18 protein-coding genes are annotated in these 24,702 nt (G+C 46.5%); 13 read left to right on the top strand and 5 right to left on the bottom strand.

Annotated features, from left to right (window positions below):
- Positions 1 to 6: 6 nt before the first annotated feature.
- Together L3Q72_RS17320 and L3Q72_RS17315 are read right to left on the bottom strand one after the other, a co-directional pair.
- Positions 7 to 801: a transporter substrate-binding domain-containing protein gene (locus L3Q72_RS17320; protein WP_275133416.1), complete on the bottom strand. Its 795-nt coding sequence runs from the start codon at positions 799 to 801 to the stop codon at positions 7 to 9.
- 377 nt (positions 802 to 1,178) lie between these two features.
- Positions 1,179 to 2,453, bottom strand: coding sequence for a DUF1566 domain-containing protein (locus tag L3Q72_RS17315; protein WP_275133415.1), 1,275 nt, complete (start codon positions 2,451 to 2,453; stop codon positions 1,179 to 1,181).
- Positions 2,454 to 2,591: 138 nt separating this feature from the next.
- On the opposite strand from L3Q72_RS17315, the gene L3Q72_RS17310 reads away from it, so the two are divergent.
- Positions 2,592 to 3,806: an AraC family transcriptional regulator gene (locus tag L3Q72_RS17310; protein ID WP_275133414.1), complete on the top strand. Its 1,215-nt coding sequence runs from the start codon at positions 2,592 to 2,594 to the stop codon at positions 3,804 to 3,806.
- Between the two features lie 15 nt (positions 3,807 to 3,821).
- On the opposite strand, the gene L3Q72_RS17305 is transcribed toward L3Q72_RS17310, so the two are convergent.
- Genes L3Q72_RS17305 through L3Q72_RS17295 form a run of 3 tightly spaced genes read right to left on the bottom strand, consistent with a single transcriptional unit; the run spans position 3,822 to position 7,043 of the window.
- On the bottom strand, positions 3,822 to 4,715 hold the full coding sequence (locus L3Q72_RS17305) for a carbohydrate ABC transporter permease (RefSeq protein ID WP_275133413.1): 894 nt from the start codon (positions 4,713 to 4,715) through the stop codon (positions 3,822 to 3,824).
- A complete protein-coding gene (locus L3Q72_RS17300; RefSeq protein WP_275133412.1) occupies positions 4,716 to 5,780 on the bottom strand; it encodes a sugar ABC transporter permease in 1,065 nt (354 codons plus the stop codon).
- Positions 5,781 to 5,783: 3 nt separating this feature from the next.
- Positions 5,784 to 7,043 (bottom strand): extracellular solute-binding protein, encoded by a 1,260-nt coding sequence (locus tag L3Q72_RS17295; protein ID WP_275133411.1) that lies wholly within the window; start codon positions 7,041 to 7,043, stop codon positions 5,784 to 5,786.
- Between the two features lie 203 nt (positions 7,044 to 7,246).
- Between L3Q72_RS17295 and L3Q72_RS17290 the strand changes: the two genes are divergently transcribed.
- From L3Q72_RS17290 to L3Q72_RS17235, 12 genes are all read left to right on the top strand, one after another.
- Positions 7,247 to 8,215: a LacI family DNA-binding transcriptional regulator gene (locus tag L3Q72_RS17290; RefSeq protein WP_275133410.1), complete on the top strand. Its 969-nt coding sequence runs from the start codon at positions 7,247 to 7,249 to the stop codon at positions 8,213 to 8,215.
- Between the two features lie 185 nt (positions 8,216 to 8,400).
- Entirely contained in the window at positions 8,401 to 9,633 is a 1,233-nt protein-coding gene (locus tag L3Q72_RS17285) for an extracellular solute-binding protein (RefSeq protein WP_275133409.1), read from the top strand.
- Positions 9,634 to 9,644: 11 nt separating this feature from the next.
- A complete protein-coding gene (locus tag L3Q72_RS17280; RefSeq protein WP_275133408.1) occupies positions 9,645 to 10,739 on the top strand; it encodes a sugar ABC transporter permease in 1,095 nt (364 codons plus the stop codon).
- Complete coding sequence (locus L3Q72_RS17275; RefSeq protein WP_275133407.1) at positions 10,732 to 12,147, top strand: carbohydrate ABC transporter permease; 1,416 nt, start codon at positions 10,732 to 10,734, stop codon at positions 12,145 to 12,147. The genes L3Q72_RS17280 and L3Q72_RS17275 overlap by 8 nt, the downstream gene beginning before the upstream one ends.
- A 16-nt stretch (positions 12,148 to 12,163) precedes the next feature.
- Positions 12,164 to 14,506: a glycosyl hydrolase family 65 protein gene (locus L3Q72_RS17270; RefSeq protein ID WP_275133406.1), complete on the top strand. Its 2,343-nt coding sequence runs from the start codon at positions 12,164 to 12,166 to the stop codon at positions 14,504 to 14,506.
- A complete protein-coding gene (pgmB, locus tag L3Q72_RS17265; protein ID WP_275133405.1) occupies positions 14,499 to 15,131 on the top strand; it encodes a beta-phosphoglucomutase in 633 nt (210 codons plus the stop codon). The genes L3Q72_RS17270 and pgmB overlap by 8 nt, the downstream gene beginning before the upstream one ends.
- Positions 15,132 to 15,153: 22 nt before the next feature.
- Positions 15,154 to 16,290 (top strand): sn-glycerol-3-phosphate ABC transporter ATP-binding protein UgpC, encoded by a 1,137-nt coding sequence (gene ugpC, locus L3Q72_RS17260; RefSeq protein ID WP_275133404.1) that lies wholly within the window; start codon positions 15,154 to 15,156, stop codon positions 16,288 to 16,290.
- A 297-nt stretch (positions 16,291 to 16,587) separates the two neighbouring features.
- Complete coding sequence (locus L3Q72_RS17255; protein WP_275133403.1) at positions 16,588 to 17,601, top strand: OmpG porin family protein; 1,014 nt, start codon at positions 16,588 to 16,590, stop codon at positions 17,599 to 17,601.
- Between the two features lie 129 nt (positions 17,602 to 17,730).
- Entirely contained in the window at positions 17,731 to 19,203 is a 1,473-nt protein-coding gene (locus tag L3Q72_RS17250) for a glycoside hydrolase family 32 protein (RefSeq protein ID WP_275133402.1), read from the top strand.
- A 34-nt stretch (positions 19,204 to 19,237) separates the two neighbouring features.
- Entirely contained in the window at positions 19,238 to 19,798 is a 561-nt protein-coding gene (locus L3Q72_RS17245; protein WP_275133401.1) for a sugar O-acetyltransferase, read from the top strand.
- Positions 19,799 to 20,216: 418 nt separating this feature from the next.
- Positions 20,217 to 21,929 (top strand): substrate-binding domain-containing protein, encoded by a 1,713-nt coding sequence (locus L3Q72_RS17240; protein ID WP_275133400.1) that lies wholly within the window; start codon positions 20,217 to 20,219, stop codon positions 21,927 to 21,929.
- A 66-nt stretch (positions 21,930 to 21,995) separates the two neighbouring features.
- On the top strand, positions 21,996 to 24,674 hold the full coding sequence (locus tag L3Q72_RS17235; protein ID WP_275133399.1) for an ATP-binding protein: 2,679 nt from the start codon (positions 21,996 to 21,998) through the stop codon (positions 24,672 to 24,674).
- Positions 24,675 to 24,702 lie beyond the last annotated feature (28 nt).

Genomic DNA, 24,702 nt, shown 5'->3' with positions numbered 1-24,702 from the left:
CGCTAACTAAAGCGATTCAGGCACTACACTGTTACAAAAATCATGTGAATTTAACCCATAGGCCTGTACGCAATATCTATAAATTGACCCATCATCTCTCATATCGGAGAGGGTACTTTCTATGATTGGTACCAGGTCTTTGTGTTCTCTACTTAGGTAGGGGTACAGGATATTTGATGAAAGGGCGCCAGCGTCTATTATCTCTCCATCAAACTCATCTCGTTGGATGAGCGGGAAGGTGGTGATATTGCCGTGAACAAATACGTCTATTCTGTTGTGTTGGACTTTTTGAAGAGAGTGCAAAGCATTTGATGAGTCGGTCAAGTTTGCCGGAGAGACTCTACCCGTCAGTTTTTTCTCTGCAATTAAAATTCCCCTGAGATACTCAACGCGCAAATCACTTATTTTAAGGCTATCCCAGTCTTTGATTTGAAGGTTCTGGTCCGTCCGTGTGATAGCTGACATCGAAATTTTTATCAGTGGAAAATCTATTCTCATCTGATCGGGTTGCTTTTCCTGATATTGATAAACACTGGTGACCTGACCATCAATTTTGCCAATATCAGCATAAAAGACCCCGCGGGCCTTTGGGAAGTAAACCATCTTAAGCGGAATGTTCATTCTGCTATATAGGTCTTCGTATACCTTAGTCATCCAGACTTCGGCAGGGGACCCCTCTGGATGATTATTATTAATCACTAATGGCTCTGTTGCGGAGCTTTGTTCCGCTACTGCTTCAAAAACACTAAATAGTGAGGTCAAAAGAGCTGAATAAACGCCAGCACGTCTGATACGGAGCATATTAATCACCGTCATGATATTAACATTGCTTTTTGTAAGTGGTTCATACAATACATTGTAGTATACCGTGCAGGCATATTTGGTAAGTCGTCACACTTATAAATTGACGGCTATCATGGCAAGATGATTTTCTCTCAGAAGTTAGCAATTTTAGGACTTAAAGTATTAGGTTAAAACTTGAATAGTTATGCAGAGGCCTCGTTCCCATGGTCCTCCGTGGGAATGCATATCAGACTCAAAGTTACCAGTAGGAGCATAAACATGCATCAAGTTTATTTCTTTGGTTTCAGTGTGTTACGCGAATGCTTTCTGCCGCGATATGCATTCCCACGCTGGAGCGTGGGAACGAGGGGCTGAGCGAGTTTTGTATTTAGCTGTTACTTAGCGGTACGGACTAACAGAGTATAGTTTTTCGTCATAACCAGGTCAGTTGCGTTCTCAGAGGCCATTTCATAATCTGACGGGCTTCCTGATTTCGGGTCGCTTCGTTGAGCGCCTGCGCCGTGCCAGTCGAAGTATTCAGTTGCAGAAGAGTTCTTCTTACTGAAGGCTTTACTGAATGAAATGTACACAGCGCTGAATTTAAAGTCACCCTGAGTGGTATTGGTCCAGACCCAGGTAGGGTTGCTCGTGGTGTTGTCACCGGATAGTTTAAAGAACTGCGTATCGATAGCAGGCCATGAACCCGTTTCACCACCGTATTTTACGATGCTTTGTAGCTCTTTAGCGTTTGGCATGCGCCAGTCAGAGTAACCTGCCAGTTCTGCGTTTTCTGCGTAGGCCAGGCTGTCCTGCCAGTTTCTGCGTACACCGTCATCGGATGCCTGCCACATCAGACCGGTCGCTTTATCCGTTACTGTGCCATCGCCATTTGCAACGAAATGGTTAACACCGTAAACGTTTTCTTCGCCACGAACACATCTGACAAAGTTGCCCGGAGCGTGGATGCTTTCGTCAGTGGTGCCGAACTCATAACCTGTTTCGTATCCTTTGATATGACCATCAGCAAAGTTAAATCCAAATGCCGCTTCTACATTTTCCGTGTTGTGTACCGGGCCTAATGTGTATTTGGTGATAGACCAGTACTGACCGATATAGGCCATTCTTTTGTCGTACTGGAAGTCAAAGTAGTCTGTATCAATATAAGGCGTGTTGGCACTCTCCTGACGTGGGTTTACAATTTCACCTCTGAAATCTGCAAGAGAATAGAGTTCTTTTATCGTCGGCAGTCGCCAGTCTGTGTAGTTTGCGACAGTTAAGTCTTCACAGTAGCTGACGGCATTATCGTAAGAGTAATGTTTATAGTCAGGTGTCTTTTGCCACATCATTCCAGTGTTGTTGTCGGTAACTGTTTTATCACCGTTGTCAGTATAGGAAGGTTGTACACCGTTAAATTGCGCATCCTGGCCAGCCAAATCTTCTCCCGCTGCCGGGCATGTGATTTCAGTCCCGTCATTGCCAAAGCAGGATTCCTGCTTAGTATCTATTACAACAAAGCTTACCTTTGGTGCTTGCGCCATTGCGTTGCTTGCAGGACTTGTTGCATCAGAATTTGACATACTTTCGCTGCAACCGGATGCCAGTGCAATAAACAGAGGCAGAGTTGACAGCGCAAACTTTCGATTAGCGTTGTTAGGATTATTAATACTCATCTTTATGATTCTCTTGGGTTGTCTGGATAGGTCTGGACGTATAATCTATGGATTAATAAGGAATAGATCGTCCAGTTGGCGCTGTTTGGACGTTTTTTTTGAAGTTTTTAGTTTTTGTTGCAAGATGGAGTTGGACATTTGTCATTAGCAGAAGGTTTTAGCTGGGAGGCTGGCATAATAGGTATATCACTAAGCCTGTTTACTCTGGCCAACATATTGACTAAATCGTATAAACATAAAACTGACTGGTTGTTGTGTCTCTGGCTTGTCCTGCTTAATGTGCCGTTTATGCATGCGGTTCTTTCACACCTGAAACTGGATTTTCCCGCTCTATATTTGTATACCAACCCGGCACTGAATCTTCTTAATGGCCCGCTGTTGTATTTTTATGTGCGTATGCTGACTGGTGATGAGGGCATACGGGTGCAAAGGTCAGACCTTTTTCACTTTCTGCCGTTTGGCCTGTTTTATTTTCTGTTTATCTTAATGTCGCACTCCGAGCCGATGATGCCTCAGCCAGAGGGGATAAACTCAGGTGCAGCTCCGGTGGCAGAAAACGCAATTACAGCACTGTTTGGACTACTCCTGAGCAACTTTGGCCTGATAAATGTGCTTTTCTTTATCGGTTATTCCGCAGTGACAGTCTATATGCTGAATCGGCACCAGAAAAACATCACCGGTATTTTCTCGCAAAATGACAATCAGGTGAGTTTAAAGTGGATCTACGCTCTGCCGGGTTTGTTTGCGGTGCTTGTGATGCTTAATGTGGTGGTCGAAAAATTTACTCAGTCAGGTACTCTGATTGATCCATTGACACTCCATCTGCTCTCTTTTCTCTGCTTTGTCGTTCTTCTGTGCTTTTTTGGTGTAAAGCAGAAGCCGGTATTTCAGTTCAGGCAGGAAGAGCCTGAACCTGAAGAGGAACAAGCTTCTGTTCAGAGCGAAATCGCTGAGTCAGACAGCGAGGCCGGAACGCCTGAAACAGAAAATAACGGTTTGAGCGACGGGATTATTCATCAGACCATAGAGCAGATGCAGGATTACATGAACAGCGAAAAGCCTTTTCTGGACCCTGACTTTTCTGTTTACGTGCTGGCGGATGCCCTGAATATTCCGAGGCGGACATTGTCACAGGTTCTTAGCGCCGGCCTTTCTAAGAATTTTTATCAGTATGTAAATGAATTCCGCATCGAAGAGGTGAAAGTTCAGTTGGAATGTCAGGACGAGAAAACCACCATCCTCGATATCGCTTTTCAGGCCGGGTTTAAATCGAAATCAAGCTTTAACAGTCTTTTTAAGCAGCATTGTGACCTTACGCCTTCGCAATACCGGAAAAAGATTAAGCAGACATAATTGCCGGGATTGGTATTATCCTTTAACCCCGGACTGAGCAATGGACTGAACAAACTGGCGCTGGAACAGGATAAAGACAATCATCACCGGCAGAGTTATCAGCGAGGCGTACGCCAGCACTTGTCCCCAGTCCGTTTCATTACCGAAAAACTGCTGCATACCTATCATTACCGGGCGTACAGACTCTGACTGAGTAAAGAGCACCGGAAACAGATACTGATTCCAGCTTCCAAGAAAGGCCAGAATAGCCACAGTAGCGAAAACCGGTTTCGACATGGGAACGATTATGCTCCTGTAGGTCTGAAAGGGTGTGGCACCGTCGAGCTTTGCTGCTTCGTCAAAGTCCTTTGGTATCTCTTTAAAGAAAGAGACAAACAGGAAGATAAAGAAAGGGTTGGCCACCAAAGGCAATATCTGAACATGATAGGTATTGAGCCAGGAAGTTTTGAGTATCAGGCCATCATCCCAGCCAATCCAGGGAAGTTCTGAGACCAGCATAAGCAACGGAATGGCAATGCCCTCCGGCGGGATAATCATCAAGCTTATTACCAGCGTGAGAATAAAGCTCCGGCCTTTCCACTCTAAGCGAACCAGCGAATAGGCCAGCATTGAGTTAACAAGCAGGCTCAGCGTTACCGTTATGCCGGTGATCAGAAATGAGTTAAAGAAAAAATGGTCAATACGCGTGGATTCGAATACGGAATAGTAGTTATCAAGCGAGATATCCCCCACGGGAAGCAGCGCATTCTGCTGGTATAAATCGGAAAAAATCTGGGCTTCGGGTTTAAGTGATCCTGTCAGCATAAACAGCAGAGGAAAAACAAAGGCGTAACCAAGCAGCAGCATCAATGCGTAGCTGAGAAACTTTTTTGCTATCAGGTTAGGATCGCCAATTCTCTGATTTGCCATTTAGTTATCCCTCCTGGCAAAGTAAAACTTCTGAGCCAGAACGATGCCCAGAATAATCACAAAATAGATAACAGTAATGGCGGAACCATAGGCGATATCCTGCTCCCGGAAGCCTTTTCTTACTGCGTGAAACATAACCGTGGATGTGGAGTCCAGCGGGCCTCCGCCGGTCATCACATCGACCTGGGTAAACAGCCCGAAAGCGGCAATGGTGGTGGAAATAAGCACAAAAATGATGGTATTTCTCAGGCCGGGCAGGGTGATGTAACGGAATTTCTGCCAGGTGTTAGCTCCGTCAATACTGGCGGCTTCATATCTCTCTTTCGGGATCTGCTGCAACCCGGCCAGAAAGATAAGCATCTGCACACCCGCTCCCTGCCACGCAGACATAATGATAATGGCGCTCAGGGCGATATCCGGATTTCCAAGCCAGTCGATTTCGGAAACCATACCAAAGGTTAAGGTGCTGATGTACTGATTAACCAGACCGTACTCTTTGTGATAGAGAAAACTCCAGATAACGGCCACCACCACCATAGATGTCACAACCGGAGCAAAGTAGAGAGTCCGGAAAAAATTGCTGCCTCTTAGCTTTCTGTTGACCAGCAAGGCCAGCCCCAATGCCAGACCACACTGAAGCGGCAGAACGCCGAAAACAAATACCGAGGTGTTATACAGCGACTTCCAGAAAACCGGATCACGGGCAAGAAGAATCACTTTATTATTGTCACTGTAAATGTATGAGTTTAACTCATAGTAGTTTTTCAGCTCCGGGTGATGCTTTTTCAGGTATCGCCGCAATCTGGGGTATTTGATCTCTCCTTTGCGGTTAACCCGTACCTTTCCTTCCTTATCCAGCTCCGGGCTGATAACCACATAGCTGACAGACAGAAGCTCACGGTAGTTCTCGAGACCGACCAGCTCTGTCGGGTTGGGGGAGAGAAGACGTGAATTGGTAAAAGAGAGTGCAATTGCCATTAAAAAGGGCAGAAGCAGAAACAGGCTCAGACCGGCCAGCGCCGGTGAGCCCATCGCAATAGCGTATTTTCGTTCGTGGCTTGCCATTGTTTACTTTAATTCAAATCCGTAGCCGTTGTTCTTCTCAATAGCGGATTCTATGCTGTCCACAGCCACATCAAGTGCATCAGCGGGGTCTTTACCATCAAGGACATCCTGCATGGCTTTTGAGTATGCGCTTGAGATAACCGCATAGGCCGGAGTTTCAGGGCGCAGCCTGGCGTATTGCGATGAAAACTCATAGAAGGTTCGCCACTTTCCGCCGGTTTTATAGTTCTCAGTTATTTGCGCCGCCGCATCTGATGTTGGGATCAGGCTGGTGCTCTTTGACATTTCCGCGATTTCAAAAGGCGATGTCATATGATCAAGAAACACAGTGGCCGCCTGCGGATGTTTGCATGAGGAAGTTGCCCCCCAGTGCCAGGATCCACCGCCGATGGAAGGGCCGTTACCAAAGTCCGGTACAGGCAATATGGCTAAATCATCACCCAGAGCGTTAGCGGCATCCCCGACAGCCCAGGAGCCGGTGTACTGAATGGCCACCCGGCCGGTGATCAGTCCTTTATCATCGGTGGGTTTGCGGTCTGTATAATCCTCTTCAACCAGAGAGTACATCCATTCAGCAAACTCTATTGCTTCATCAGAGTTCAGGTATCCGTCGGCTTCAATATAATTGTCGCGGTTGATAAGGTCCGCTCCCCAGGAGATCATCATTGGTGACCAACCGTATGGTACCCATTCGTCGGTATACAGCGCCAGAATATCGAAAGGATAACGGTATTCTCCCGTCTGCTTTATCTTGTCCAGCACCTCCATCAGCTCATCTTTGCTCCACGGATGTGCAGTATCAGGCTGACGGGCGTTAATCTTTTTCAGAAGGGATTTGCGGGTAAGCAGAGTCAGTGCCACATCAAATTGTCCGACGGAATAAATCTTTCCTTTATAGGTTCCTTTACCCGAAGCGTTAATTTGTGCAAGCCTGTCTTTACTCATCATGCTTTCCAGCGGAGAGAGAAAACCGTTCCAGGCAAAGTTTGGAACCAGTGGCTGGTCGATATCTATGATGCATGGAAGCCCGTCCGACTTTGCGGCCGCGGTGATCGTCTGCGTATAGCTACCGGCAGGGATAAGCTCCTGCACAAAGTGATATTGATTCTGGGCAGCATTCAGTCGGCTAATCGCCTTTTCGGAGGCTTTGGTTTCCGCATTAGAAGCCTGATGTCGCCAGACCGTAATTTCGACAGGGGATGACAAAGCGTAGGATGAAGCAAGCAGACTTATTGCAGTGGCAACAGGTAATAGCGGTTTCATTGATTCTCCGGAAACAGTTTTATTATTTATTGTGGTCAAGGCTGTGGGATTTTTCCAAGAGGGCCAATTAAAACTCATGCGAAAAGGCAAAACAATTACCTTTATTCCATTCTGTTACCTCGGTTTTCTATTTAACACTTGCATTTACTTTAAGGTTTTACGAAAATGAACGTAAATCACAGTAAAGTTTACGTTGGTTAGGTATGAGTACGGAAGATATAAAAAAAGCAACGATACATGAAGCGGCCAGAATTGCCGGAGTTTCGATAGCTTCAGTGAGCCGCGCGCTGAACAATAAGCCAGGGATAAGCGAGAAAACACGTAAAAAGATTCTGGATATCTGCCGGGATCTGGATTATGTGCCCAGTTCCTCTGCCCGTGAACTTTCCGGTAGCCACAAAAATACCATAGCAATATCGCTTGGGCCTTTTGATACCAGTGCTTCACGCTATTTAGGCATGCTATGGCCTGCACTTTCGTCAGCTTTACGTAATAAAGGTAAAAACCTTTTGCCTGTTAAACAGGGGGATAGCGTAGACTTCGAACAGATAGGTGGTGCGATACTTCTTGGTGTAGCAGAAAACGATGAAAGACTGAAGGTTGCCAAAGAAAATAATCTCCCCGCAGTGTGTATTGGCATGGTTGAAGGTGCGTTTTGGGTCGCTCCCGATGACTTTAACGGTACCAGAACCGCGACAGAGTATTTAATAAATAAAGGAAAGAAGAACCTTGCTTTTGTTACTCCGGTTGTTTATGGCGATGCGTATCAGTTTAGATATCAAGGGTTTATGTCTGTTATGGCCAGTAATGGTCTGCCAATTAAAGAGATCAGAACCGGTCCGGAACCGCTATGTGAAATAGCGGCATACAGAGATATTCTCAATATGGATAAGGAGTCTCTGGAAAAACTGGATGGTTTTGTCTGTGAGTGTGATGAGACTGCAATCGGCGTAGTGTCTGCACTGAAAGATCGTGGCTATCAGCTCCCTGATGATTTTTCAGTGGTTGGTTATGATCACTTACCTGGTGTCAGCAAAGGATTGACTACCATTAAACAGGACTTGTGGAAGATTGCTGAGCGGGTATCAGACTTGCTTGAGGCTGCTTCAAAAGGTGAAGATCCAAGAGGTTCTATCATTCCGGTTACGTTAATCGAAGGCGAAACTGCTTAAATTTTACTTTCCAGAGAATAAATAACCCCAAAAAGCGTGACTGTTGTCACGCTTTTTTTGTGCTTATGACACTCAAATGACGTGTTTTACGTTTTTGTGATCTTGATAACGTAAGCGCTTACGTTTTTCGATCTATAATTTCCGCAGATTTTCGGGAAGACATATATTCATTAAACGAGGGTGTCATGAAAAAAAGCGTTTTAACTCTATCTCTATTAGCGGCTGTTTCAGGAACGGTATCAGCAGCAACGGATGTCACTATTGCCGGTTGGGGTGGTAATGATGTGGTAGTAATGAACAAGCTGGTGAACGAAGTGCTGGCTGATGACTTTAAAGCAGCTGATCTGAACGTAAAGTATCAGGCTGTTGAAGGTGACTTCTCTCAGTACATCACTAACTCCCTTTCTGCCGGAACCGCTCCGGATGCATTTTACATTGATGTACTGGTAGCAAACGCTCTGGTGAAATCAGGCAAAGTAGCGGCTAACAGCCAGTCACTGAATAAAGTGGCACAAAACATGGTGCCAAGCCTGAACGGTGCTTTTACCTTCAACGGTAAGCAGTACGGTCTGGCGAAAGACTTCAACACCATCGCTATGCAGTTCAACAAAGATATCTTTGATGATGCAGAAGTTGAATACCCGACAAACGAAGACAACTGGGAACAACTGCTGACTAAGCTAAAAGCAGTGAAAGCCTCTTTGGGAGACGAAGTTTCAGGTGTATGTGTCATGCCTGACTACGCTCGCTTTGCTCCTTTTGCGCTTGCAACGGGTTGGAAGCCTTTCAACGCACAGGGCAAAACCGTACTGGACGAAAACTTTACGCGCGCATTTAACTTCTACACCGGCCTGATTGGTGAAGGCGTAGGTATTCTGGCATCAGACCTTGGTCAGGGCTGGGGCGGCGGCTGTTTTGGCACTGAAGAAACGGCGATTACTTTTGAAGGTAACTGGATCAGCGGCTACCTGCGTGACAAAGCGCCAAACCTGCCTTACGGCACAACGCTTATGCCAAAAGACCCTGAATCGGGTGACCGTGGCAACCTTATCTTTACCGTTGCGTGGGGTGTAAACGCTGAAGGTAAAAACGTTGCAGCAACTCAAAAAGCGGTTGAACTTCTGACCAGCGAAAAAGCTCAGGCATGGGTACTGGATTCCGGTCTGGCACTACCAAGTCGCGAAGCACTAAGCAAGTCACAGTTCTTTAAGCAGAAAAAATCGGAAAACGTTCTGGCTAAGCAGATTTTTGATGGTGCGTCATCTGAACACGTACAGCCTTTCGCCTTTGGTGAATACGGTACGGCATGGATGACTCCAATCAATGAAGCACTGAACTCAGTACTTCTGGGTCAGATGTCTCAGAAAGAAGCGATCAAGATGGCTCAGACCAAACTTGATGCGGTAATGGCTAACTAACTGGTGCGCGAATGAATTCTCTTCGATTACGCGAACAAGTATACGGGTGGCTCCTTGTCGGGCCATTCGTTCTCACCCTGGGCGTATTTTTCTTATACGCCTTAGTGAGAACCGTGTACTTCAGCTTTACTCAGTACGACCTGTTTAATGAAGCAGTATGGGTCGGTTTAAGTAACTTTACGGCGCTGCTGACGGACGACTTGTTTCTGTTGGCTCTGGCAAATACAGTCTGGTTCTCTCTTATCGTAACAGCGATTCAGACGGTTCTGGCTCTTGGACTTGCGATTCTGGTTAACTCGAAAATCCGCGCAAAGAGCTTCTTCAGAACGGCGTTTTATCTGCCGAGTATTTTGTCCAGTGCGGCGGTGACTCTGATCTTTATCTGGTTCTACCAAAAGAACGGTTACTTAAACGGATTTGTCACAGACGTTGTTAACCACTATCCGCACCTGAGCTGTTTTGTTCTGGTTGCTGCGGCTTGTCAGTTTGTTCTGGTGACAAAAGACAGATTCAAAGGCTTGCCGGTTGGCTGGATGGATCCGGCCTGGGGAATCATGTCATTCCTGATTGCCGGTGTAGCAACAGTGGTTGCCAGTGCAATGGGCTGGATTGAAGTGACAAACCAGATTGTTGAGGTGAACTGGCTCAACACCCGTGAAGATGTGGGTCCAATGCCGCTGACACTTTGGGCGATTGTTATCCAGAACATCTATACAACGATTCCGACATTTATGCTGCTGTTCCTGGCCGGTCTTCAGGGTATTCCGGGCGAGCTTTATGAAGCAGCGCATATTGATGGTGCAAACAAGCTTCAGCAGCACTGGAATATCACCATTCCTCAGCTTGCACCGGTCACTTTTGTCGTCGTTACATTCGGCATTATCGGTACGTTGCAGATGTTTGACCAGGTTGCACTTTTAGGTGCGGCGGCTCCGCTGGAGTCAAGAATTACACTGGCTTATTACGTTTATCACAATGCCTTCCCACCGGGCGGAACACCGGCTATCGGTATGGCGAGTGCGTCAGCATTAGTACTGGCATTTATCACTCTGGTGGTTGTGTATCTACAGAAAATCTTTGGAGTTAAGGAGAAAGCAGATGGCTAACTTAGCAGCAAACAGCGTCCCGGCTTCAGAGAACATGGCGACACTTGAAGCTATCTCAAAATTTCAGGCGCGCCGTCGCTGGGCAAAAGTGGCATGGGTTTACAGCGCACTTCTGCTGGTAGCAACCATTATGCTGGGTACTTTTGTGGTGGCATTTCTGGCAAGCCTTAAAGATAACCCGCTTGAACAGCCGTTTAAGTTTAACTTCCCTCAGGTGCAGCCGGCTAACTGGAGTTCGGCCTATGACCTGGGTAATCAGGGCAACGATGCACCTTTCTTCGGTGGCTTTGCTCCGGGTGCAGAAGTGAGCTTTAGCGTGACTTATGCCGTTGAAGACGGAAAAGAACTGGCGGTTCCTTCAATTGAGGTACCAAGACGCCGACCGGGCACCGGTATGGCCGCAGCCCTGGTTAAGCATTTTGCCGCTGACTATGCGCAGGTAAGTACACCACAGCTGATTTCAAAAAGTGATAACGTCACTTTTATTGAGAAGCGCGGGCGCAAAGAGACTCAGAAACAGGGTCACAGCGAAACCTGGAAATTCACCATCCGCTATCTGGGTGACGGACCGGAAATCGCAACACTGCCGCTGACCGTTGCCGTGCCGCGAGGTCAGGTTCTGGTGGACAGCACGCTATCACCAAGCCGTATGGAACGCCGTGGTCGTGTGGCGGCATGGGATAACGCTGCACCGGGTCTTATCGGATATGTGTTTAAGAGCTATGTACGGGTTTACACCGAGTCAGTGAGCTTAGATACCGGCAAGAGCCTGTTTATGAGCTGGACCATCAACTCGTTCCTGATTGCTTTTGGCAAGGTGATTCTGACGCTGTTCTTTGCCTGTACGGCAGGGTATGCACTGGCAAGACTTAAGTTCACCGGGGCGCGCGCAGTCTTTGCTTTCATGCTGTTTAGCATGATGGTTCCGGGGCAGGTGACCTTTATCTCGAATTATCTGATTTATAAAGATATTGGTTTGCTGAATACGCCATGGGCCGTGATTACTGCCATCGTTGCATCCGGTCAGGTTCTGATTATGAAACAGTTCTTCGAGAACATTCCCAAAGAACTGGAAGAGGCTGCAATTGTGGATGGCGCAAGCCCGGCAGTGATTCTCTGGCGAGTGTTTATGCCTCTTGCCAAACCGGCGATTCTGTCGGTAACCATCCTGGGTTTTCAGGGGGCATGGAACGACTTTTTCTGGCCGCTGGTGGTGATTAACAGTCCACCGGAAGCCTTCACACTACCTGTTGGTTTGCTGAGTTTACGCAATGCCTACGGGGTAGCAGGTGACTGGAACCTGATTCTGGCGGGCGCATTCCTGTCAACAATCCCAGTACTGATTGTATTTATTGTTTTCCAACGTTACTTCATCGGTAACGACATTTCTTCCGCAGTTAAAGGTTAATCGGAGATTTTTAAAGATGTTTATGAACTATAGCGCTGGCCAAGGCGAATTGAAAAACTGGATCGTTGAAGAGACAGCATTCGACTCAGCATTCCAGGGCAAATGTGAAGTAGTAATGAGCCAGGGTAACGGCTACATGGGTACCCGTAGTGCTACGGAAGAGAAGTACGTAGGCCAGGTTCGCAATACATTTATTGCAGGTACTTTCAACAAGTTCGATGAGAACGAAGTAACTGAGCTGCCGAACGCTGCGGATATGAGTGCTATCGAAATCTTTATCGATGGCCGCCGTTTCCACCTTGAAACAGGTGAAGTGAGCAAGTATTCACGTCGCCTTAATGTGAAGAACGGTGAGCTTATCCGTGAGTTCAACTGGACAAACAGCGAAGGCAAAACCTTTGCGATGCGCTTCCGCCGTTTTATCTCTCAGGCAAACCTTCACCTGATGGCGTTTCAGGTAGAAGTGACACCTGTTGATTGCGAAGCGACAGTTGAAATCCGTTCCGGTGTGGATGCTCAGCTTTCAAACACAGGTGCTCAGCACTTCCATGAAGGTGAAAAGCGTATCTATGACAAGCGCTTTATTGAGCTGCTGCAGCACACCACTGAGAGCAAGGTAGACTTTGTCTTTATCACTACTCACCGCACGTTTGTTGATGGTATTGAAGAGGTAATCGAACCTGTTCTGCAGATGGACCGCCGTAAAGTGTGGGTTAACCTGAGCCGCGAACTGAAAGCGGGTGAAACCCTGACCACAGAGAAAACCGGTGTTGTACACACTTCACGTGATAAAGCATTTGATGTTGAAGGCTACGAGCTTCAGGCTCTGCGTGGCCACGCGCTGGAAAATATCAAAGCATCAGCTGAGCGTCGTTTTGATGAGCTGCTGGCTGACAGTGCCGTTGAGTGGGACCGTCGCTGGGATGGTATGAACATCACTATTGGTGGCAGCGATTTCGACCAGTTGGCAATCCGCTTTGCGCAGTACCAGCTAAACATCTTTACACCAATGCACGATTCCCGTTTTGGTATCGGTGCAAAAGGTCTTTCAGGTGAAGGCTACAAGGGCCACTCATTCTGGGATACCGAAGTATTTATGCTTCCGTTCTTTATCTACACCATGCCGGAAGTGGCTCGCAGCCTGCTTGAGTACCGTTTCAAAACGCTGGATGGTGCACGTAAGAAAGCAAGTGATAACGGCTACATCGGTGCTCAGTTCCCTTGGGAGTCAGCACTGACAGGTGAAGAAGTAACGCCTGTATGGGGTGCGGTAGATATCATTACGGGTAAGTCGACCAAAATCTGGTCCGGCTTTATCGAGCAGCATATCACTTGTGACATCACTTACGCGCTTTGGCAGTACTACCAGATCACCGGCGACCAGAAGTTTATGGACGAGATGGGCTACGAGATCATGTTTGATACCGCTACTTTCTGGACAAGCCGTCTGGAGTGGCTGGAAGAGCGTGAGATGTGGGGCATTTGTAATGTCATCGGCCCTGATGAATACAAAGAGCACATCGATAACAACGCCTTCACCAACTACATGGTTGTGGAAAATATCCGTCTGGCAATCCGTTACTACGACGATCTGGCAGCGAACAACCCAGAACTTCTGGCGGCACTTAGCGAGAAGCTGGATCTTGAGCAGGCACGTAAGATGTGGCTGGAAAAAGTAGAAGATATCTACCTTCCTCAGCCACGCGAAGAAGACAAGGTTATCCCGCAGGATGACACTTACCTGCAGAAAGAAGTTATCGACCTGACTAAGTACAAAGAGCAGCCGTTTGTTGGTGGTCTGTTCCAGGATTACAACCTTGAACAGGTTAACGAAATGCAGGTGTCCAAGCAGGCTGACCTTATGGTTCTGTTCCTGCAGCTTGAAGACAAGTTTGACCTTGAGACTAAGCTGGCAAACTGGAACTACTACGAGCCTAAGACGCTGCACGATTCGTCGCTGAGTCTTTCAACTCACTCTGTTCTGGCAAGTGACGTGGGCAACCCTGAGCTTTCTTACGACCTGTTCAGCCAGGCAGCAGCTATCGATATCGGCCAGAACATGAAGAGTTCTGATCACGGTATCCACGCAGCCTCTATCGGCGGCATGTGGCAGTGCGTGGTATACGGCTTCGGTGGTGTTCGTATGCTGGGCGGCAAGCTGCGCATCAAGCCTAATCTTCCTGAAAGCTGGGATAGCCTGAACTTCCCGATTTACTGGAAAGGTGAGCGTCTGGAAATCACAGTGGATGGCTCAAGTGTAAGAGTAGAGCGCCCTGAATTTAACGGTATGCCTGTAGAGATTGAAATCGCAGGTCAGCCACAACTTATCGAAGCAACTGAGGCAACTTTCAATGTGTAAGGCATTTATTTTCGACCTGGACGGCGTTATCACAGATACCGCAGAGCTGCACTTTCAGGCATGGAAGCGTATGGCGGATGAAGAAGGTTACTACTTCGATCGTGAGATTAATGAACAGCTGCGCGGCGTATCCCGTCGTGCATCACTGGACATCATTTTAAACGGCACAGAAATCAGTGAAGAGAAAGTAGCTGAGCTGATGGAACGTAAGAACAACTACTATCTTGAGCTTTTAAATACCATTACGGCGAAAGATGTTCTTCCGGGCATTGAAGCCTTTCTGCTTGAGCTGAATGCGCGCGGTATCAAGGTTGCGCTGGCATCGGCAAGTAAAAACGCCCGTCCGATCCTGCACAAACTTGGCCTGACGCCTCTGTTTGATGCTATCGGCGATGGCTGGTCGGTTTCACGCTCTAAGCCGGCTCCGGATGTGTTTATCCATGCTGCTGGTCAGGTAGGTGTAAACGTTGATGAGTGCATTGTGGTTGAAGATGCAGAAGCAGGCGTTGACGCAGGCAAAGAAGCAGGAATGCGCGTAGTGGGCATCGGCCCCCAGGAACGTGTCGGACACGCTACTTGGCGTTTTGAAGATACTAGCAAGCTAGATCTTGCTCTGATCCTGTAACGAATTATAGAAGGTAACAACAATGGCACGCTTAGAACTGAATAATATCAATAAAATCTACCCGGACGGCGCTCATATCATCAAGGACGCTAATCTGACTATTGAAGATGGTGAGTTCACTGTTTTTGTAGGGCCGTCAGGCTGCGGTAAATCCACCATGCTGCGTATGGTTGCCGGTCTTGAAGAGATCTCGTCTGGCGACATGATGCTGGACGGTGAAGTGGTGAATGCACTTTCTCCCACTGACCGTGGTATCGGTATGGTATTCCAGTCCTATGCGCTTTATCCGCACATGACAGTCTATGAAAACATCGCATTTGGTCTGCAACTGGCGAAGAAGCTGAACAAGAACGAAATCGATGTGGCCATTAAAGACGTGGCTGAGATGCTGGAGCTGACTAAGCTTCTGAACCAGAAGCCAAGCCAGCTTTCCGGTGGTCAGCGTCAGCGTGTTGCGATTGGCCGTGCCATTGTCCGTAATCCGAAATTATTCCTGCTGGATGAGCCGCTTTCTAACCTGGATGCCGCGCTGCGTGTTCGCATGCGTCTGCAACTGGCGGAATACCATAAGCAGCTGAAATCGACTGTGATTTATGTCACTCACGATCAGATTGAGGCGATGACGCTGGCAGACAAAATCGTAGTGCTGCGTGGCGGTGTGGTTGAACAGGTTGGTTCTCCGCTTGATCTTTACTACTTCCCGAAAACACTGTTCGTGGCAGGTTTTATCGGCTCACCAAAGATGAACCTGATCCCGGCAACACTGAAGAGTGCGCTGGAAGGAAAAGCGAAGGTTGAGGTGGGTGATTACACCTTCGAAGCCGATGTGGATGCAACCACGGCAACTCAGGGAGCTCTGATGACTCTGGGTATCCGTCCGGAAGATATCCACCTGGCGGAAGAAGGTGTAGCGGTTCATGTGGAAGGTCTTGAAAGACTTGGCACGGAATCACTGCTTTACACCTCTCTGGTGAAAGGTGGTCAGGAAGTGCTGGTTCGTGTTCCGGGCACGGTGCATGTTGAAGTGGGTCAGGAGCTGAACATCCGTATTCCTTCTGAAAAATGTCACCTGTTTGATAGTCAGGGTAATGCATTTGAAAGGGGAATGAAGCTGGATGATCTGATTACACTTCCGCCGCAAATTAAGCAAGCTAGCTGACTTTGCTCCTCCCCTTTTCAAGGGGAGGCTGGGAGGGGTTAATCCCACGAACCTATAAAGTTCTGTGGTACCGAATAGCTTCAGTGGACTTAACCCCCTCTAACTCCCCCTTGAAAAGGGGGAGAACCTAAAAGGATAAGAAAATAATAAAAAAGCCTGCTCACAGGCAGGCTTCAGGGATTCATGCGTCCTGAATATCTCAGAACGCATTATTTACGACCTGTTGGCGCAGGTTATAAATCGTTTTCCGTTGGCGCGGAAAACATCAACTACAAACGTGATAATAGGGTAATTATTATGAAAAATACAGCCGTATCTGCAGCAGTGGCATTAGCGCTATCATTTTCGGGCAACATTTACGCTAATGATGCAGACATGACTCAGTCTGAGAAAGAAGCCGAACTGAAAGCAAAAGTGACAGCACTTGCGGAAGAATATTCCAAAGCTGAGCTTATGACTGCTATTGGTTACGAAAAGCCGGAAAGCAGCAAGCTGCATGGTTCTTTGGGCACCAATATCGAAGTTGAACGCATTCAGCGTGATGATGGCATCTCTGAAGGTAAAATCAAATACACTCTGGCTCAGGGTAACTTCTCTCACGAAGATCTTGAGGGTTGGGGCTTTGGTTTCTACTCTGCTCGTGAAGAGCTGTTTAATGGCAACCTGAAGCATGCCCGTTTTAACCGTGGTGTGAACTCAATTCAGGAAGTATGGGTAAACAAATACAACGGTTTTGATGGCGGCGGCTGGGGCTGGCAGTTTGCTCTTAAAGGCGAAAGCATCGATAAGCGTACTACTCCTGAAGGTAAGGTATTCGGTAACTACCAGCTGACAGATAAGCTGGATATTCACGGCTACGCGATGTATCACGTGGAATATAAGCGTGATGCGGGTGAGTTCCAGTACTGGGAAATCGAACCTGGATTTGGCTACAAGATTGCTGACAACATGGGTGCATGGATCAACTTCCGTTACCAGGAAGGCGAATGGCACGGCAAGGGTGTAGGCAAGGTAAACTCAGAAGCTGAGTGGATCATCAAGCCGGGTATCTGGCGCAGCTTCGGTAAACTGTCTGCTTCTATCTGGGGTGAGTTCGGTGGCTTCGAGAAACAAAGAGCATCTGACGGTGCCACAGAGTGGACTGAAGATTACGCAAAAGTGGGTATCTCAGCGAACTACCCTCTGACAGACCAGTGGCGTATTTTTGGTGAAACCAGCTATAAGACGATTGATTTCAACAAGAAAGGAATCAATTCAAGAATGGATGGTACTGCTACTGTAGGTATCATCGGTCTGAACTACAGCTTCTAATCCGGCAAACTCCATGCCTTTTTCTTCCTCCGGAGGGTCTTGCCGGAGGAAGTTTTTTTATCAATGCTTCTTACTCATGCGCTTTTACGAAAGTACATTGGCAAGAAACATTAAAACTGAGATTTACCCATGAGTGAAAAATACCGCCCAAAGCTACATATGACGCCAAATTCCGGCTGGATGAATGATCCCAATGGTCTGGTCTACTTTAATGGAGAGTATCACCAGTTTTACCAGTATTACCCGAATGATACGGTGTGGGGACCGATGCACTGGGGGCATAAGGTCAGTAAGGATCTGATCTCTTGGAAAGAGCTGGAGCCTGCGCTTTATCCCGATGACAGTGGTATGTGCTTTTCCGGCAGTGCCATTGTTGATCACAACAACACCTCTGGTCTGTTTGCTCAGGGTAAACCGGGGCTTCTGGCTTTTTATACCTCTTTTGTGGTTAACAAGCGTAAGCTGGCAACGGGTGAGATGGTTGATGATCCTATCCAGGCTCAGTCACTGGCCTATAGCCAGGATGGTTATCACTGGAAAAAATATCAGAATGGCGCTCCGGTTATTCCGGCTCGCGGTAATCCGGACTTTCGTGATCCTAAAGTTATCTGGCATGAAGCGACACAGCGTTGGGTGATGGTGGTTTCCTGTGGTCAGCATATCGAATTTTATATTTCAGAGAACCTTTTACACTGGGAGCTTGTCAGTGAATTTGGCTATCGCTATGGCGCGCATAGCAAAGGGCCGTGGGAGTGTCCGGATCTGTTTCCTCTGGTTGTTGAGGGTACGGATAAGGTTCGCTGGGTGCTGGTGGTAGGCATTGGTGAGGGGGCTCACTGCGGGGGCGCCGGCACCCAGTACTTTATCGGTGATTTTGATGGTCAGGTATTTACCAGCGAAAACGCAGAAGATGAAACACTCTGGCTCGATTTCGGCCGCGACTATTACGCGACTCAGTCTTTCTCGGATATTCCTGCCAAAGACGGGCGGAGAATCGTCAGCACCTGGATGAGTAATCATCAGTATTCTCTGGAGCTGCCGACGGAGGTGTTCCGCAGTTCCATGGCGATGCCGCGTGAGCTGTTTCTTTTTGAATCACCGGCAGGAATACGTTTGGGACAAAGGTTTGTAAATGAGCTGCGCAGTTATCTGCCGTTAGAAAAGGAGTACCTGACTCAGAATATCACTTTAACTGCAGGTGAAAAATTTGCCTGTGAGATGACAAATCAGCCACAGCTCACATCGCTTGAAGTTGAACTGAAAGAAGACAGTGAATGTACAGTCGACTTATATTCAGGCAGAGAAGCGGGTTTTACATTGCTCAGAAAGGGTGAGTACGTTGAAATATTGAGCAAACGTATAGGTCGGTTTGGAAAAGAGAGAATTGATGCACATTTTCCGCATCAATACAGGATTAAACTCCCGTTGGATTCAAAAATGAAGCTGGATCTCCTTACCGATAACGGTTCGCTGGAAATGCTAATTAATGATGGTGAATACAGTTTTACAAACCTTGTATTTGCTGATCCTGTTGACGTGTTGCCATCGATTTCTGTCAGTAAGGGAGCTATTGCGCTTTTTTCAGTGACAACCAGAAGGTAGTCGTTGTTATTTATTAATATTTAACGGGAAAAAAATGAGAACAGAAAAAGAAAAAATGCTGGCGGGTGAACCGTATCAGGCCTGGGATGAGCAGCTTGTCGCAGAGCGTATCCACTGCCGGAAGGTGATGCAAAAACTTAACGCCAGCCTGCCAAACAGCGAAGAGTGGAAAGAAGCCGTCACAGAGCTTGTCCCTAACGCAAAAGAAGGGCTTTATCTTGAGCCTCCATTCAGGTGCGACTATGGCGGCAACATTATCGCCGGAAAGAACTTCTATGCGAACTTTAACTGCGTATTGCTGGATGTAAACACCATTGAGATTGGTGATAACGTTATGTTTGCGCCCAATGTTCAGGTTTACACTGCCGGCCACCCAATTGATGTGAAAGGGCGTGTTGAAGAAGGCGTTGAATTTGGTCTGCCAATCAAGATTGGTAACAATGTTTGGGTTGGGGGCGGAGCGATAATCTGTCCGGGCGTGACCATTGGCGACAATACTGTTATTGGAGCTGGTGCTGTGGTCACCAAAGATGTTCCGGCCAATGTGGTTGCAGCGGGTAATCCGTGCCGGGTTATCAAAAGCATAGATAACTAATTCATCATATTCATATTGAAGAAATTAAGGGCAGCTCACATTGAGCTGCCCTTGTTGTATCTGCGAAGTTCTTTTTTCGGTCTGGCTCACGAAACAAAGTCTCTGTAAAGCTTAACATTGTTACCTGATGGTGTTTGCTAAACTTATGCCTAACGACTATTAATTATCTAGTGGCTTCACTGGTATAAATAGCCTTTTCAGAAAAGGCTCATTTTATGTGCAACTGCACGGAATTTGCAAAGGAGAGAGCTGGATGTGGAACGTTAAGTTTGGCAGGACTAAAGGAACACCCGGGCAATTAAGTGCTTTTAGGCAAGGTATCTGGCCGTCTTTAAAGGTGCTCAGTGTTTTGCTTTTTGGAACAATTATTTTTTCCCATACTGTGAAGGCAAATGATGTCTCTGCAACTGGTACAAATGTGACACCTAAGGTTGCTCTGGTCATGAAGGCTCTGTCTAATCCTTTCTTTGCTAAAATGGAGAAAGGAGCAAAGGATTACGCCAGTAACAAAGATATTCAGCTGGAAGTTTTTGGTGTTGAAAGAGAAACCGATGTTCAGAAACAGATTACGATTGTTAAGCGTTTAATCCAGCAGAAATATCCGGCCATAGTGATTGCTCCGGCTGATTCAAAGCGTCTGATCCCTGTCTTAAAAGAGGCGCTGGAACAGAATATTGTGGTGATTAATATTGATAATGCGCTGGATAAGCAGGGCTTACGAGAAGCCGGTATCCGCATCCCCTTTGTTGGTTCGGATAACTTTAAAGGCTCAGCTATGGTTGGCGAGTATGTGCGTAATAAGTTGCCGGACGGGGGAAATGTTCTTTATATCGAAGGCATCCGTGGTAACGAAAATGCCGATCTGCGGAAAAGCGGATTTTTATCCGGCCTTGAGGGAGGTGCATTCACTACAGTAGGCTCAATCAGCGCCAACTGGCATGCCGATGAAGCGATGACTTTAGTTGCAGAGTTTATATCAGAGGGCTCTGGAACCGTCGATGTTATTGCTTGTGCCAATGACATGATGGCTCTGGGTGCTCTTCAGGCTATTAATGCACTTTTTGATGGTGAAAACCGCCCTCTTATTACCGGTTACGATAATATTCCTGAGGTTCATTCAGAGCTGTTTAGTGGTGAGATTAAAGCGACCATTGAACAAAATCCCGATTTGATGGGCGCTTATGGCCTGAAGCTGGCAATACAGGGATTGCAGGGAATGGAGCTTCCCGGATATGAGCCGACTCCCCTGAATCTTATTTCCCATGACACTTTTGGCAAAAAAGTGCTGTTCAGCATATCGAATCAGGCCAATCCATTTTTCTCAACGCTTGCTGATGGTGCCAGGAAAACCGCAGAGCTTCATGGTCTGCTGGTTGAGTTCACCGATGCTCAGAATGACAATGCCCGCCAGTTGGAACAGATACTGAACTCTCTGGAAAGCGATATTGAACTGGCGATCATTAATCCTACCGACAGCGTTACTATTGGTCCGGGTATTGAATTGATAAACAGCGAAAATATTCCTGTGGTCACCGTAGACCGTCAGTCCATCGACGGGACTATCATCACGCATATCGCCTCTGATAATAGTCAGGGTGGGCGCATGGCTGCTGAATACATCAGCGAGAAGCTTCCCGGAGGCGGCAGAATTCTTGAAATCCAGGGGATACTGGGAACATCCGCAGCACATGAGCGTGGTAAAGGGTTTAACGACTTCTTTAAAAACAGAAAAAATATTGTGATTGAGCGGGTAACGGCCGACTTTGACGCAGAAAAATCGCAAAAGATAGTAACCGAGATGCTGGAGAGTGGTCACCATTTTGATGCGGTATTTGCACATAATGACGAAATGATATTTGGCGCGATGAAAGCTTTGCAGAGCTTTTACGGAACAGAGCGTAGCAGCAATAAAATGTCATTTGAAGCACCGGTACTTGTCGGGTTTGATGCCATAAGCAAAGTGGTTGATGCCGTTCAGCGGGGAGATATCAGCGCAACAATAGCGCAAAAGCCGGATTTAATGGGAAGCATGGCTATCTCCATTTCCGCCGATATCATCAGAAGTATGACGGTTGAACAGGAAATTAAGGTAGATCTTCAGTTAGTTAAGCAGGGAACTCAGCAGTATTAGTTCAGATGTTTAACAAAGGTGTCAGGGAGCCGGTATTTTTGGCTCCCGTAAGGTTGGATAATAAAAATGACAAACAGTATTAAGAGACGGTTTGATATAATTGTAGGATTTACTATAGCGGTTAGTAGTATATTAATTATATACATGCTGGTTCTTAATCAGCGTATGACCAGCCAGATTGAGAATATTGTCGATACCGTACAAATAGAGAGAAAGATCACCAGCGCGGTAGAAGAATTTCAGAGTGCCAATTATCTGCAAAGTAAAATTTTGTCTTCAGGACTGGCTAATGCGGAAGATGAAATAGCCTACGATAACAGGCTACGTTCGATGCAGGAAATTTTACTGTCAATCGATGCCACCTTTGATGATAAAAACACAGGTGCGCTTATTATGGAAGTGATAAAGCGTATTAATGAAAGTAAGACACTTTTTGCTGAATTATTGCAGCTAAAGACAAAAAACCGCATTAACCGGACTGAAATTGATGAAACCTATAAAAATATTGTTTCCAGTGTGTTAATGCAGTCGGATATTTATCTTATCCGTCAACTTTTTAATATTGCACGATTTAAAAATGACTATTTCATTTTTAAAAACGAGTCAAAGGTTAAGGCGATAAAAATTGTTGCTAATGCTTTTAAAAGGAAAGTGCTGTCAAGAGATGTGGTACAAGGGCGCATAACCACACTGTTAGATAATTATACCGCCCTGATTGATACCAACTTTGAAACTCATAATGAAATAAATAAAGTTGGCGAGCAGTTTGAATCCTTAAGCGAGCGAGTAAAAGAAGATCTCAATCAGATAAAACTGACCACTCTGAATATGGCTGTGCAAAAAAATCAGCAAACACAGTCTATGCTTAGTACCATTAAATATACGATTTTCTTAGTATCTATTATTTTGATAACCGCCTTTGTATTTTTGGTGTGGACAATAAACAGACAGGTTATCCATCCTATTCATGCTTTATCAAATCTGGCCAGGACAGTTGAGCAGGGGGATTCAAATGCTCGTTGTAATGTGACGGGAGAGGATGAGCTGGGACGTTTGGGTGAGTTGATCAATAAGATGCTGGATACCCAGAAAGAGAGAAACGAAGAGCTGCTTTCCTTCCAGCGGAACCTTGAGGCAGAGGTTGACAGCCGAACCCATGAGCTCAATATCGCCATGGAAGAGTCCAAAGCCTTTGCAGAGCAAGCAGAGCAGGCGAACAAGACGAAAAGTCAGTTCCTGGCAAATATGAGCCATGAAATAAGAACGCCGATGAACGCCATCATCGGTATGTCCCATCTGGTTTTGCAAACACAATTAACAAGTAAGCAATATAACTATATTAATAAGATCCACCGCTCGGGAGAGTCGTTATTAGGCATAATTAATGACATCCTTGACTTATCCAAAGTGGAAGCAGGCAAGTTAGAGTTAGAAGAGTCAGAATTCTTTATCAGGGATCTGTTTAATGATCTTGATGACATACTTAGCTTCAGAGCTGAGGAGAAAGAGCTGGCTCTGATTTTTGATATTGAACCGAATATTCCTAACCGCCTGATTGGCGATGAGATGCGTTTAAAGCAGATTCTTATTAATCTCTGTAATAATGCCATTAAATTCACCGATTACGGAAAAATACAGGTCACAGTTCATATTAAAGAAATGACTCCTGCTTCTGTTCAGCTGTATTTTTCGGTTAAAGATACGGGAATTGGCATGGATAGGGAACAACAGAAACTGTTGTTTATCCCCTTTAATCAGGCCGACCCATCCACTACGCGAAAATATGGCGGTACGGGGCTGGGGCTTTCCATTTGCAGAAAGCTGGTAACCCTTATGGGGGGCACTATCGGGGTTGAAAGTGAAGAGGGCAAAGGCAGTGATTTCTACTTTACCGTGAAATATAAGGTAGCGGAGGAGCAGGAGACAGAAATCAGTGATTCCTTTAACGAGAATGCCATCAGCACCTCGGCTAATAAACTGGTGAATAAGGACATTCTCTTAGTTGAAGATAATAAGTTTAATCAGGAAGTGGTTATCGATTTACTTGAGGATAAAAATATTAAAGTCACTCTGGCGGAAAACGGCCAGGAAGCGCTTGATATCCTCAGGATGGATACTTTTGATGCTATTTTAATGGACTGTCAGATGCCGGTTATGGATGGCTATACTGCGACGGAAAAAATCCGCAATCTTCACCGGTTTAAAACTATTCCCATCATTGCCATGAGCGCAAATGTGATGAAAGAAGACGTAGACAGAATGCTCGAATCGGGCATGAATGATCATATTGCCAAACCGGTTAATGTCCGCAAGATGTTTGCGACCTTAACAAAATGGATTGCGCCGCAAGGTCCGGCCGGTAAAGAGGCACAAGCGGTGACATCAATACCTGATGCCGATTCCTTGCAGAGTCGTCAGGCTATGGCCGAGCTTGGTGTGGGTCAGAAAGGTTATCTGAAAATACTTTCAAGATTCTATGAAAACGAAAAAGAGGCGGTGAGTGAAATCATTGATGCGATACAGCAGAGAGATAAAGAAACCGTGCTCAGACTGATACACACCTTAAAAGGTACAGCGGGAACGATTGGTGCCTATAAGTTACAGAAACTGGCTGCCGATTCAGAAAAACAGTTAAAAGCAATGGATGATGTTCAGGCTCTGCCTTTTGAGAGTGCACTAAGCACAGAACTGGACACCGTCCTTGCTCAGATTCAGTTGCTTCGCGCCCGTTCGCTGACCGACTGACTATCACTCAGCTCTATCCGCAGTGTGT

Origin of the sequence: Vibrio sp. JC009 (assembly GCF_029016485.1) — a bacterium.
Classification (GTDB): domain Bacteria; phylum Pseudomonadota; class Gammaproteobacteria; order Enterobacterales; family Vibrionaceae; genus Vibrio.
Note: the sequence above shows the minus strand (reverse complement) of the source record. Positions and strands in the feature narration are given on the sequence as shown.